13 protein-coding genes are annotated in these 11,751 nt (G+C 64.2%); 7 read left to right on the top strand and 6 right to left on the bottom strand.

The window, feature by feature from the left end:
- The first annotated feature begins 114 nt into the window (after positions 1 to 114).
- From SE92_RS35400 to SE92_RS32920, 3 genes are all read left to right on the top strand, one after another.
- Positions 115 to 819, top strand: a complete 705-nt coding sequence (locus tag SE92_RS35400; protein WP_084251932.1) for an ion channel — start codon at positions 115 to 117, stop codon at positions 817 to 819.
- Positions 820 to 1,050: 231 nt separating this feature from the next.
- Complete coding sequence (locus SE92_RS32915) at positions 1,051 to 2,283, top strand: acetyl-CoA C-acetyltransferase (RefSeq protein ID WP_063202783.1); 1,233 nt, start codon at positions 1,051 to 1,053, stop codon at positions 2,281 to 2,283.
- Between the two features lie 342 nt (positions 2,284 to 2,625).
- Positions 2,626 to 2,928 (top strand): HU family DNA-binding protein, encoded by a 303-nt coding sequence (locus SE92_RS32920; protein WP_025037698.1) that lies wholly within the window; start codon positions 2,626 to 2,628, stop codon positions 2,926 to 2,928.
- Between the two features lie 70 nt (positions 2,929 to 2,998).
- On the opposite strand, the gene SE92_RS36975 is transcribed toward SE92_RS32920, so the two are convergent.
- From SE92_RS36975 to SE92_RS32940, 5 genes are all read right to left on the bottom strand, one after another.
- A complete protein-coding gene (locus SE92_RS36975; protein ID WP_198172854.1) occupies positions 2,999 to 3,154 on the bottom strand; it encodes a hypothetical protein in 156 nt (51 codons plus the stop codon).
- Between the two features lie 5 nt (positions 3,155 to 3,159).
- Positions 3,160 to 5,553, bottom strand: coding sequence for an endopeptidase La (gene lon, locus SE92_RS32925; RefSeq protein WP_063202785.1), 2,394 nt, complete (start codon positions 5,551 to 5,553; stop codon positions 3,160 to 3,162).
- 8 nt (positions 5,554 to 5,561) lie between these two features.
- The gene (locus tag SE92_RS32930) at positions 5,562 to 5,945 is read right to left on the bottom strand and encodes an Hsp20/alpha crystallin family protein (RefSeq protein WP_063202787.1); all 384 of its coding nucleotides are present in this window, start codon (positions 5,943 to 5,945) and stop codon (positions 5,562 to 5,564) included.
- Between the two features lie 153 nt (positions 5,946 to 6,098).
- Positions 6,099 to 6,662, bottom strand: a complete 564-nt coding sequence (locus SE92_RS32935) for a YciE/YciF ferroxidase family protein (protein WP_063202789.1) — start codon at positions 6,660 to 6,662, stop codon at positions 6,099 to 6,101.
- Between the two features lie 114 nt (positions 6,663 to 6,776).
- Complete coding sequence (locus SE92_RS32940) at positions 6,777 to 6,983, bottom strand: hypothetical protein (RefSeq protein WP_063202791.1); 207 nt, start codon at positions 6,981 to 6,983, stop codon at positions 6,777 to 6,779.
- Between the two features lie 99 nt (positions 6,984 to 7,082).
- Between SE92_RS32940 and SE92_RS32945 the strand changes: the two genes are divergently transcribed.
- The 3 genes from SE92_RS32945 (at position 7,083) to SE92_RS32955 (ending at position 10,314) form a co-directional block, all read left to right on the top strand.
- Entirely contained in the window at positions 7,083 to 7,709 is a 627-nt protein-coding gene (locus SE92_RS32945) for a MarC family protein (RefSeq protein ID WP_063202794.1), read from the top strand.
- A 155-nt stretch (positions 7,710 to 7,864) separates the two neighbouring features.
- Positions 7,865 to 8,518 carry an L-fuculose-phosphate aldolase gene (locus tag SE92_RS32950; RefSeq protein WP_198172856.1) on the top strand — a complete coding sequence of 218 codons (654 nt, stop codon included), beginning with the start codon at positions 7,865 to 7,867 and terminating at the stop codon, positions 8,516 to 8,518.
- Between the two features lie 8 nt (positions 8,519 to 8,526).
- Positions 8,527 to 10,314, top strand: a complete 1,788-nt coding sequence (locus tag SE92_RS32955; RefSeq protein WP_063202796.1) for a chloride channel protein — start codon at positions 8,527 to 8,529, stop codon at positions 10,312 to 10,314.
- Positions 10,315 to 10,321: 7 nt separating this feature from the next.
- Here SE92_RS32955 and SE92_RS35405 read toward each other — a convergent pair whose 3' ends face one another.
- The gene (locus tag SE92_RS35405) at positions 10,322 to 10,579 is read right to left on the bottom strand and encodes a DUF2798 domain-containing protein (protein WP_084251933.1); all 258 of its coding nucleotides are present in this window, start codon (positions 10,577 to 10,579) and stop codon (positions 10,322 to 10,324) included.
- 293 nt (positions 10,580 to 10,872) lie between these two features.
- On the opposite strand from SE92_RS35405, the gene SE92_RS32965 reads away from it, so the two are divergent.
- Positions 10,873 to 11,268, top strand: coding sequence for a hypothetical protein (locus SE92_RS32965; RefSeq protein WP_063202800.1), 396 nt, complete (start codon positions 10,873 to 10,875; stop codon positions 11,266 to 11,268).
- Positions 11,269 to 11,751 lie beyond the last annotated feature (483 nt).

Here is an 11,751-nt window from a genome sequence, read left to right on the forward strand (position 1 = left end):
GGAACGAGATTTCACCGGCGCCACTTCTTTAGCGTTTGTCCGGTGCATCATGTTGGAGCTCCTCGCCGACCCTTATTTCTCGATGTATTGATCAACCCGCCACGGCGAAGAACAATGAAACTCGACACTAGCGACTACATATTCCTTGCCGTCTTCATCATCTTGTATTCTGGCTATCTTGTTGCAAGAAGACGCTATCCCAACATTGAAGTGCCGCCGGTCGCTCCATTTTGGTTTTCGGTTTTTTGCTTGGTAGTTGCCGTGGCATTCAGAATTGGAATCGATTTTATCGATGTTCTTGAGCCCGGAGTTGATCGCGCAATGGTTGACTTCTATCTGTTAGCGATCACTTTTATCACCTATGTTGCTGCTGCTGGTTCGGCACTCGCGTCATTCAACACTCTGTATAATGTCCGGCCTCCACGTGTGCTTCCACGATGGAGGGGCGGTGCTGTACGTTTGCTCGACGCAATAATGCCATTGAAGATAGCTCCAGGCGATCCGTCCATAAAACACACAATCGGGACAGCTCTTATTTCGTATGCACTAATCATTTATACGTTTGCTCTGCTATTTGAGGTGTCCTGTCGTATTGATCCGAAGGCTTTTAATCAGGCTCTCGACCTAGCCGATGCTCTGTATTTTAGTATCGTGACGATTGCGACAGTTGGCTATGGTGATATTGCGCCGGTCGCTAAGGGGGCTCGTCTGCTTGTAAGTGTGGAGATCATCCTGGGCGTAACGTACCAGATCTTCTTCTTCTCTATTCTTGCGACGATTGCTCGGATATCGACAGTGGAAGACTGTCGACCAGAATAGAGAAGTTGATTTGGTGGCTGTTCTGCCACTTATCTGGCCGCCCCAACGGGTTAGGGTAACGGCCTCGTCGCACGCGTCATCGGGAAGAACGTCGCAGGGGCGTAGCAGCTGTATGGCTATCCGTATCTTTCCGCTGCGTGCGAGGACCGCAGGGAGCGCGCCCCGCATTGACTCTCCCGTCCGGCTTATCCAAAACCGTCCTCAACGACCCACAACAAGAGGACAACGCCAATGACCGACGCACTGATCATCGATGCCTGCCGCACCCCGCGCGGCGTCGGCAAAGCCGGCAAGGGAGCGCTCTCCGGCATTCATCCGCAACAGCTCGGCGCAACCGTGCTGCGCGCGCTCGCGGACCGCACCGGCATCGATACCGCCGACGTCGACGACATCGTCTGGGGCTGCAGCGCCCAGGTCGCGACCCAAAGCGGCGATCTCGGGCGGATGTCGGCGCTCGATGCCGGCTATGACGTGCGCGCCAGCGCCGTGACGCTGGACCGGTTTTGTGGAAGCGGCATCACCAGCGTCAACATGGCCGCATCCTCGATCATGGCGGGCGTGGAAGACCTCGTCATCGCCGGCGGCTGCGAGATGATGTCGATGGAGGGGCGTCGCGGCTCGGGTCCGATGATGATGGACAACGGCAATCTGCACCTGCGGGCAAGGCATCCGCAGTCGCATCAGGGCGTCTGCGCGGACGCGATCGCGACGATGGAAGGCATCACGCGGCGGGACGTCGACGCGCTCGGGCTGGAGAGCCAGAAGCGCGCCGCGCATGCGATCGCGAACGGCCACTTCAGGAAGAGCCTCGTGCCGGTTCATCGCGAGGACGGCAGTCTCGCGCTCGATCACGAGGAGTATCCGCGGCCGCAGACCACGATGGAGGGGCTCAGCAGCCTGAAGCCGGCCTTCCCCGCGATCGCCGATTACGCGCTCGACGACAAGGGCACGACCTATCGCGGCCTGATCCTGCAGAAATATCCCGATCTCGACATCGACTTCATGCACCACGCCGGCAACTCGTCCGGCGTCGTCGACGGCGCCGCCGCGATCCTGTTGGCCTCGCCCGCCTACGCCAAGGCGCACGGCCTCAAAGCCCGCGCCCGCGTCGTCGCGATGGCGAATATGGGGGACTCGCCGACCCTGATGCTGAACGCGCCGGTGCCGGCGACGAAGAAGGTGCTGGCGAAGGCGGGCCTCTCCATCGACGACATCGACCTGTTCGAGATCAACGAGGCGTTCGCAGTGGTGGCGGAAAAATATATCCGCGACCTCAAGCTCGACCGCGCCAAGGTCAACGTCAACGGCGGCTCGATCGCGCTCGGCCATCCCATCGGCGCCACCGGCTCGATCCTGATCGGCACCGTGCTCGACGAGCTCGAACGGCGCGATCTCAAGCGCGGTCTCGTCACCATGTGCGCCGCCGGCGGCATGGCGCCTGCCATCATCATCGAGCGCGTCTGACCGGTCGCCCGTCACTTTCTCCCTGTTTTTACGGGAAGGAAGACCGCCGACATGCGATCCGACCCTTATTTTTCAGGGTGAAACAAGACCGGCCTTTCACAAAGAGGCCGGTCTTCGCTTGTCGAAAGCGGCGAATCAGTTCTAGCAAGATGTCGTGCGGGCCTTTGAAACAAGGCAAAATCCGCTGCTCAAGGCTCCTTCCGCACTGGAAGCAGCTAAAATGCAGGGTTTTTTGCCACAGAGGGGCAAAAAGCCCGTAAAATCGCGACAAAACTGTGCAGAAGGCTATAGGCCTTCGCCGGTTGGTCTAATATGCAGCCGTCACGAATCAGAGGAGACACGATGGCCACTCAAATGTCCAAATCGCAATTGATCGAAAAGATTGCGACCGCTACCGAGCTTTCCAAGCGCGACGTCAAGAACGTCATGGAGACGCTGACCGACGTCGGTCACAAGGAGCTCAAGAAGAACGGCCTGTTCCTGGTGCCGGGCTTCGCCAAGTTCGTCGTCATCAAGAAGCCCGCGACCAAGGCGCGCAAGGGCACCAACCCGTTCACGGGCGAAGAGATGATGTTCAAGGCCAAGCCGGCCCGCAAGATCGTCCGCGCCCGCCCGGTCAAGGCCGCCAAGGACGCCGTGGGCTAACCACGCAAAGGCCCCCTCGGTTAGAGGGGGCCTTTTGTTTGGGGCAGCCGCGAGGGCTGAGACGGAGGGCTCAACCCTTGCGGCGCTTCACCCGGACCGGGATCGGCTGAAGCCGCGGTTCGGGTCCTGCCAGCGCATCGCGCACCCGATCGATGGCACGATCGAGCAGCTGGCGCAGCCGCTGCGTCTTCCGCGGTCGCTTCGCGTCTTCCAGCAGTTTCTTCATCGCTTTCACTCCGCCGCCTCGACCTTGACGTCGGCTTTGGCTGCCGCCGGCTCGAGCGCTGCGGCGATGGCTTCGTCGACGCGCTCCAGCCAGATGAATTCGAGGTTGTCCCGCGCGCTCTTCGGGATGTCGTCATAGTCCCGCTTGTTGCGCGCCGGCAGCATCACCCGCTTCAGGCCGGCAGCGGCGGCAGCCACCACCTTCTCCTTGATGCCGCCGACCGGCAGCACCAGGCCGCGCAGCGAGATCTCGCCGGTCATCGCGGTGTCGCTCCTCACCGTGCGATTGGTGAGCAGCGAGGTCAGCGCCGTGAACATCGCAACGCCCGCGCTCGGTCCGTCCTTCGGGGTTGCCCCCGCCGGCACGTGAACGTGGATGTCGCTCTTCTCGAACGCCTGCGGATCGATGCCGAGCTGCGAGGCCTTGCTCTTCACCAGCGTCATCGCCGCCTGCACGCTCTCGCGCATGACGTCGCCGAGCTGGCCGGTCAGGATCATCCCGCCTTTGCCGGGCACCTTTGACGCCTCGATGAACAGGATGTCGCCGCCGACCGGCGTCCAGGCAAGGCCGGTGGCCACGCCCGGAATGCTGGTGCGCTGCGCGATCTCGCCTTCGAAGCGCGGCTGGCCGAGCACCGTGCCGATGTCCTTCGCCGTGATCACGACCTTCGCGGCCGTGCCCTCGGCGACCTGCACCGCGGCATGGCGGAACAGCTTGCCGATCTCGCGCTCGAGGTTACGCACGCCGGCCTCGCGGGTGTAGCCCTTGACGACCAGCTTCAGCGCCTCCGGCTCGATCTCGGCCTGTTCGGCCGAGAGGCCGTTGGCCTCGAGCTGCCGCCGCACCAGATAGCGCTTCGCGATCTCCAGCTTCTCGTCCTCGGTGTAACCGGCAAGGCTGATCAGCTCCATGCGGTCGAGCAGCGGACCCGGGATCTGGTCCAGCATGTTGGCGGTCGCGATGAAGACGACTCGCGACAGGTCGAAGGGCACGCCCAGGTAATTGTCCCGGAACGTCCCGTTCTGCTCGGGGTCGAGCACCTCCAGCATGGCGGCCGAGGGATCGCCCTGCACGCCGCGGCCCATCTTGTCGATCTCGTCCAGCATCATGACGCAGTTGCGGGCACCCGCCTTCTTGATGCCCTGGATGATGTTGCCGGGCAGCGCGCCGATATAGGTGCGCCGGTGGCCGCGGATTTCGGCCTCGTCATGCACGCCGCCGAGGCTGACGCGCACGAAGGGGCGATCCATCGCGCGCGCGATGGATTGTCCGAGCGAGGTCTTGCCGACGCCGGGCGGACCGACGAAGCACAGGATCGGGGCCTTGCCCTGCGGGGCCAGCTTGCGCACCGCCAGATATTCGATGATCCGGGTCTTGATCTTCTCCAGGCCGAAATGGTCGGCATCCAGGATGGCGCGCGCCGCCTTGATGTCGATCGGCTTTTCCGCGGGCAACGCCCAGGGCAGCTCGATCAGCCAATCGAGATAGGTGCGGACCATGCCGGCTTCGCCGGCAGCCTCCGGCATGCGCTCGTAGCGACGCAGCTCCTTCTTGGCGTGCGCGTCGGCCTCGGGCGGCATGTTGGCCTTGGCAATGGCAGCCGTCAACTCGGCGACCTCGGCCGCCTTGCCGTCGCCTTCGCCGAGCTGGCGCTGAATGGTCGCCATCTGCTCGCGCAGGATCGCCTCGCGCTGCCGCTCGTCGAAGGAGGCCTTGGTCTTCTGGCCGATCTCGTTGGAGATGCGCAGCACCTCCAGCCGCTCGGCCAGATGCTTGGACACCTTCTCGACGCGCAAAGCGAGGTCGATGGTCTCCAGCACCTCCTGCTTATCCTGCGGCTTGATGTCCATGAACGAGGTCGCCAGATCCGCCAGCGCGCCGGGCGCACTGGTGCCCTGGAACATCGCGGCCAGCTCGGGCGGCGCCTGCGGCAACAGCTCGATCGCCTCGATCGCCTGGCGCTGCAGGTTCAAGGCGCGCGCCTCGATCTCCGGCGAGGTCGTGGTCGGCTCGGGGATCTGCTGGAAACGAGCGACAGGGAACGGCGTCCCCGGCAGGAAGTCGAGGATGCGCGCGCGCTGCACGCCCTGGCAGACGATGTGATGGGTGCCATCGGGCGCGGTGATGTAGCGCACGATGTTGGCGATGGTCGCGACCCGGTAGAGGTCGTCCGCTCCGGGCTCCTCGGTCTCGGGGCTGCGCTGCAGGACGATGCCGACCGGCCGCTGCTCGCGCAGCGCCTGCTGCGCGGCGGCGATGGACTTGGCACGGCCGATCGTGATCGGCGCGATGGCGCCGGGGAATAGCACCATCTCGCGCACGGGGATGATGATCAGCGCGTCGTCAGGGATCTTCACGTCGTTATTGGTCTGTTCGTTGTTCATCTGTTCGGTGGCCATGATCGACCTCAGGATTTGGCAAGGCGCAGCGCGACGCAGCCGTCCATCACGAAGCGGCTGATGGCGTAGCGGCCGAGGGGCAATGCAATGCGGCGCTCAAAACGCCCCTGCGGCAGCTCGAGCCGGTGGATGCGGGCGTTGCGGAGCTCCGGGGGCAGGGTGCGCTGGCCGGAAACGACGAGCACGCCGTCATGGATGACAGTCTCGACATTGTCCGGATTGACGCCGGGAAGCGCCACCAGGATCAGAAGCTCGTGCTCGGTCTCGAGCACGTCGATCGGCGGCTCCCAGCAGGCTTCCTGGCGGCCGAACTGCTGGCGCAGCCGGTCGGCGCGGGTCAGCGAGTCCAGGGCTTCGGACAGCATCCAGTCGAGGGGATTTTTCGGTTGCATGATGCGGGGCTCGGGGGTGGGGAAGCCTGCATATGGGGCTGGTTCCCCGGAAATCCAGTGCGCCGGCGCTGGCGTGCCATGCGCCGCCGTGCGATTGAAAAACAAACGCCGCGGCCCGGGCCGCGGCGTTCCATCGTGGGGTCGCGCAGGGCGTCAGGCCGCCGCGCGGTACTCTTCTTCGGCCTCGAGGTTGATCACGGACGTCGCGAGCTCGGTCAGCGTGTGATCGGTCGCCTCTTCCTCGTCCAGCGTCGCCTGCAGCAGCCTTGCGGCGTCCTGCATGCCGAGCTCCTCGGCCCAGGTGCGCAAGGTGCCGTAGCGGGAGATCTCGTAATGCTCGACCGCCTGGGCGGCCGCGAGCAGTCCCGCATCGAGCGCCGGGGCGCCCTTGAAGTCCTTCATGATCTCGGCACCTTCGTCGGTGATGCCGTTGATGGCCTCGCAGGGCTTGCCGCGCGCCGGCTTGCCCAGCATCTTGAAGATCTGCTCCAGCCGCTTCACCTGGCCCTGGGTCTCGCGCAGGTGCTTGTTGAAGGCGGCGGCCAGCTCCTTCGATTGCGCGGCCTTCGCCATCTTGGGCAGGGTCTTGATGATCTTGTTCTCGGCGAAATAGATGTCCTTCAGCGTTTCCAGAAACAGGTCGCTGAGCATCTTGGGTGCCTGACGCGGCCGGCGCGTCGCGGCCTTCTTGGTGGTGCGTTTCTTTGCTTTAGCCATACATCCTCCTCATGAGGTGACACGGGAAGGCCTCGCCTTCCTCAATCCTCAGGCGATCAAAACCGCTTCATGAACGAAAGTTCCAAACAGCAGCCGGCGCGTGCGGCAGCTCGCTCAGGTCGGGCGCTTGTAGGGATCTTCCTGGCGCTGTCGGGCCTCGGTGTTGCGATCGAGCTGCGCCCGCTCGCTGCCACGCAGGCGGCCGGCCTTCAGCACGCCATAGGCGAGGACCCCGCCGAGCACGAAGGCTCCGATGAACCAGAGCCAGAGCAGGTTGGCCGAGAGCTGGCCGAGGAGCATTCCAATTCCACTGTCGCCCATTGTCGTCTCCGGTGATTTCCAAAGCGGCTTTGCTGGGCTAAGTCAGCCCGGCCGCCATCGTTCCTGCGTCCAAGGACCGCGCTAAGGACCACGCCGACCATGCTCGACTTCGCCTTGTCAGCCTTCGTGACGCTGTTGCTGGTGGTCGATCCGGTCGGCCTTGCGCCGGCCTTTCTGGCCGCCACCGGCGGCATGTCCGACAAGGTCAAGCGCACGATCGCATTGCGGGCGCCGCTGATCGCGGCCTCGATCCTGGTGGTGATCGCGCTGGCCGGAAACTGGCTGCTGCGGCAGCTCGGGATCGGCATCCCCGCCTTCCAGATCGCCGGCGGGCTGCTGCTGTTCGGCGTGTCCTACCAGATGATCTTCGGCGATCGTCCGCATCGTGAGGCCCGCGAGGCCGACAAGGCGACGTCCGAACACGCGTCCGACGTCGCGGTGTTTCCCCTGGCTATTCCCATGATGGCCGGCCCCGGCGCGATCGCGACCACGCTGCTGCTTTCCGGCGATGCCGGTTATGGGCCGAGGCTCGCGATCATCATCGCGGTCGTCGTTTCGGTCTGCCTGCTCTGCATGCTGTGCTTCGTCTCGGCTCAGCTGATCGCGCGCACGCTCGGGCGCACCGGAAATGCCGTGCTCTCGCGCGTCCTCGGCATGCTGCTCGCCGCCTATTCCGTGCAGTTCGTGATCAACGGGATTGCGGCCGTCCGGACCAGCCTGTCATAAGGCTGCGATATCAGCGAATCCGTTGATTTTGGCGCCCATTTCGTGGTTTGGCAGAGGGGCGACAAGGTGGCACCGGGTCCCGGCCGCTTTCGCTTGCACTGCCATGTTGCTTTGACGTACTTCCGGTTCAACAAGACCATCGTCAGGAAATCGGGATGTCGATGACTGCGGACGAGCTCGCCAAGCGACAGGCCATCATCGACGCTTGCCGCCGCATGAACGCGCTCGGCATCAACCAGGGCACCTCGGGCAATATCTCTGTCCGGCATGTGGACGGGCTCTTGGTCACGCCGACCAGCGTGCCCTATGAGGCCATGACGCCGGACCAGATCGTCTTCATGGCCATGGACGGCACGCATGCGCCAGATCAGAAGCCGTCGAGCGAATGGCGCTTCCATCGCGACATCCTGAAGTCGCGGCCCGACGTCGACGCGGTGGTGCATGCTCATCCGACCTATTGCACCATCCTGGCGATCATGGGCATGGAGATTCCGCCGGTGCACTACATGATCGCGGCGGCCGGCGGCGACAGTATCCGCTGCGCGCCCTATGCGACGTTCGGAACCGCGGAGCTGTCCGACCATGCGGTGCGTGCGCTGGAGGGGCGGCTCGCCTGCCTGCTCGACCATCACGGCATGATCGCGATTGGCAAGACCTTGGACAAGGCGATGTGGCTGGCCGTCGAGGTCGAGACGCTGGCGCGGCAATATCACGGCTGCCTCCAGATCGGGAAACCGCCGCTGCTCGGTAGCGACGAGATCGAGCGGGTCCGTCAGCGCATGGCCGGCTACGGCCTGTCGGAAGGTTAGGGCGGGCGGTGTTCGCGCGGATCAGACATCTCACCGATCGCAAGGGCTCTAACCGCGTCATGGTTCGGCTGCGCGCGTTGTTGCGCAGCAACGAGTTCTATCTCATCCCCCTCGCGCTGGTGATCGGCACGCTGGCCGGCGCCATCGTGACGCTGATGGCCGAGATCGCGCAGATCGCCCATATGGTCATCTACGGCATTCCGGTCGACGTCCGGCTCTCTGCCAACGCCCGGGTCAGTCCCTGGGCGGCGCTGCTCGCGCCCGCGCTCGGCGGGCTTGCGCTCGGCATCATGGAATGGTCGCGGCGGCGCATGAAGATCTCGAGCGCGGTCGACCCGATCGAGGCGAACGCGCTGCGCGGCGGCAATCTGTCGATGCGCGACAGCGTGGTGGTGTCGAGCCAGACGCTGATCTCCAACGGCTGCGGCGCCTCGGTCGGCCTCGAAGCGGGCTATACCCAGATCGGCTCGGGGATCGCCTCGCTGTTCGGCAAATTCTTCAATCTGCGCCGCAACGATCTGCGCCTGATGGTCGGTTGCGGCGCCGCCGCGGCGATCGCGGCGGCGTTCGGCGCGCCGATTACCGGCGCCTTCTATGCCTGCGAGCTGATCGTCGGCGTCTATTCGGTCGGCAGCGCGGCGCCGATCCTGGCGGCCTCGCTGGCGGGCGCGTTGACCGCGCAATGGCTCGGCGGCGCGCCGTACTCGCTGGAGATACCGAAGGTCAGCGCCGTCGGCGTCGAGCAATACCTGGCCCTGATCGGGCTCGCCCTCGTCACCAGCGGCGTCGGCATCGCCGTGATGCGCTCCTCGCCGATGTTCGAGCGGCTGTTCAAATGGATGCCGGTCTGGCTGCGACCGGTGATCGGCGGCCTCATCGTCGGCGGTTTCGCCATCGTCACGCCGCAGGTGCTGGCGGCCGGCCACGGCGCCATGGTGCTCGATCTGTTTCACGACATGACGATCGGCCTGATCGCGCTGATCATCGCCTTGAAGGTGACGGCCTGCCTGATCTCGCTCGCCTCGGGCTTCCGCGGCGGCCTGTTCTTCGCCTCGCTGTTCGTCGGCAGCCTGATCGGCAAGTTCTTTGCCGCGGTGCTGCTCCTGATCAGCCCGAATTTCGTGATCGATCCGCTGGTCGCGATGTTGACGGGCATGGCGACGCTCGGCGTCGCCATCGTCGGCGGCCCGCTCACCATGTCGTTCCTGGTGCTCGAGATGACCCGCAACGTCGACGTCACCGCCGTGGTGCTGGCCGGCTGCATCGTCACCTCGATCTGCGTCCGCTTCATGTTCGGCCATTCCTTCTCGACCTGGCGCCTGCATCTGCGCGGCGAGACCATCCGCAGCGCCAATGACGTCGGCTGGCTGCGTAATCTCACCGTGGAGCGCTTGATGCGCTCCGATGTCGGCAAGGTGCCCTCGACCACGACGATCGCCGCCGTCCGCCGCGAATTCGCGCTGGGCTCGCGTCCGGGCGTGGTTATCGTCAACAATGCCGACGAATATGTCGGCCTCGTCCTGCTGCCCGATCTGTTCTCCAGCGACCTCGACACCATCGCCGACGACATCCAGGTGATCGAGCTCGCCCGTCTGATCGACATCGTGCTGATCCCGGAAATGAACGTGAAGTCGGCGATGGCGGTGTTCGACGAGGCCGAAGCCGAGATGCTGGCGGTGGTGGATTCCACCGACAGCCGCAAGGTGGTCGGTTTCCTCACCGAAAACTTCGCCCGCCGCCGCTATGTCGAGGAGATCGACAAGGCGACGCGCGGGGTGTTGGGGGCATTGTCGTAGGCGCTGCCTATCGGCCGGGTTGGGGTGGGGACGCGACGAGGCAGGCCACGATGCGCCGGACCATCGGCAGCACCACGAGCAGTGTCGGGAAGGCCACCAGCCAGGACAGCGCCCAGGCCCCTGGCCACGTCGCCAGGAACGCCGGCGTTGCTCCTAAGCTCCGGAGCGTCGAAATGACCGACACAACGGCCGTCATGAGGATGGACAGCACGAATGGCATCACGATCGGCGCATAGCGCGCCGGCAGTTTGCGAACCGCAATCATCTGGTTTCTCTTGGGAAAAGGACGCGTCGATCACGTTGAACCCTGCAAATGGCATCGATCCCGACGGCGTCGGTTGATGCGTTGGTTCACGTAAAACGCTTACGGCGACCGAAAAACGGTGCGGCTGTTCATTATCCGCTCAGGTTCGATGGTTCAAGCTGCGATCTGGTCGTTTGGTTTATAATCGTTCAAAGCGTGGCAGATTGCCGCGAACGTGAAACCATCTCAATGGTTGGCGCGTTACAAACTGTTTGCTTACTTATTTTTTTGGCCGAGAACAGAGGAAGATCAAGATGAGTGATGGACCGATGAAATCCGCAGCCGGCCGCAACACGGTCCTGGCGGCGTTCGCAAGCGTGGCGCTGCTCGCAACCTCGGTGTCGCCCTCGGCCGCGGCGGAGCCGGTATCCGCAAAGCCTGTCACGGCCGGGCAGGGCTCCTCCGACGTCACCGATTTCAGCGCGGCCCGGCGCCGCTACTATCGACGCGGCCCGAATGCGGCAGGTCTTGCCTTCATGGGCGCCGCGGCGGGTATCATCGGCGGGGTGATCGCGGAGCAGCGGCGCCGCGACTACTACGAGAACCGCTATTATTACGGCTCGCGTCCTTACTACGGCGGTCCGGGCTATTACGGCGGTGGCGGCTATTACGGCGGCGGCAGTCCCTTCTATTACGATCCGGGATACTGAGCGGCTGTTTTCAACGCGGCCCTGGAAAGGGTTGCGCGAAAGGGCGGTGCTTTTGCGCCGCCCTTTTTTGTTGCATCGGTACCTTTGTAGCCCGGATGGAGCGCGGCGCAATCCGGGGCCGCTCGCCCGGCATTTGGCATCCTCCCGGATTGCGCTGCGCTCCATCCGGGCTACGGCACCGTGCCTGTGTCGGCCTCTGTCAATCCCTCCGGCCGAAAATATTCCACTTTACCGAAATTCGGTTTCGGCGTATGTGTGTCGTCCATCCCGGCTCACCAAGAGGGGCGATCTCGTCGTCGTCTTGATCGCGAGCCGGGGTTGCGGTGGACGCGGCAGCGTCGGCACGATGGGCGCGGGCAGGGCGGGTAGTCCCTGTGAGCCCGAGGCTTCGTGCGGACGACGGCGCTGCTAGGTTCGTCTCGTCTGTAAGTTTCCGGTTCCGTGTACAGGGCCGGGAATACTGCGGGCGACATGGCGGGCCGT

This window comes from Bradyrhizobium sp. AT1 (assembly GCF_001590795.1).
In the GTDB taxonomy this organism is placed as follows: domain Bacteria; phylum Pseudomonadota; class Alphaproteobacteria; order Rhizobiales; family Xanthobacteraceae; genus Bradyrhizobium.

Excerpts from the sequence above, each read along its gene's own strand:
- SE92_RS32915 (WP_063202783.1), top strand. The coding sequence starts at position 1,051 with ATGACCGACGCACTGATCATCGATGCCTGCCGCACCCCGCGCGGCGTC.
- lon (WP_063202785.1), bottom strand. The coding sequence starts at position 5,553 with ATGGCCACCGAACAGATGAACAACGAACAGACCAATAACGACGTGAAG.
- SE92_RS32965 (WP_063202800.1), top strand. The coding sequence starts at position 10,873 with ATGAGTGATGGACCGATGAAATCCGCAGCCGGCCGCAACACGGTCCTG.
- SE92_RS32940 (WP_063202791.1), bottom strand. The coding sequence starts at position 6,983 with ATGGGCGACAGTGGAATTGGAATGCTCCTCGGCCAGCTCTCGGCCAAC.
- SE92_RS32945 (WP_063202794.1), top strand. The coding sequence starts at position 7,083 with ATGCTCGACTTCGCCTTGTCAGCCTTCGTGACGCTGTTGCTGGTGGTC.
- SE92_RS32930 (WP_063202787.1), bottom strand. The coding sequence starts at position 5,945 with ATGCAACCGAAAAATCCCCTCGACTGGATGCTGTCCGAAGCCCTGGAC.
- SE92_RS36975 (WP_198172854.1), bottom strand. The coding sequence starts at position 3,154 with ATGAAGAAACTGCTGGAAGACGCGAAGCGACCGCGGAAGACGCAGCGG.
- SE92_RS32950 (WP_198172856.1), top strand. The coding sequence starts at position 7,865 with ATGTCGATGACTGCGGACGAGCTCGCCAAGCGACAGGCCATCATCGAC.
- SE92_RS35400 (WP_084251932.1), top strand. The coding sequence starts at position 115 with ATGAAACTCGACACTAGCGACTACATATTCCTTGCCGTCTTCATCATC.
- SE92_RS32920 (WP_025037698.1), top strand. The coding sequence starts at position 2,626 with ATGGCCACTCAAATGTCCAAATCGCAATTGATCGAAAAGATTGCGACC.
- SE92_RS32935 (WP_063202789.1), bottom strand. The coding sequence starts at position 6,662 with ATGGCTAAAGCAAAGAAACGCACCACCAAGAAGGCCGCGACGCGCCGG.
- SE92_RS35405 (WP_084251933.1), bottom strand. The coding sequence starts at position 10,579 with ATGATTGCGGTTCGCAAACTGCCGGCGCGCTATGCGCCGATCGTGATG.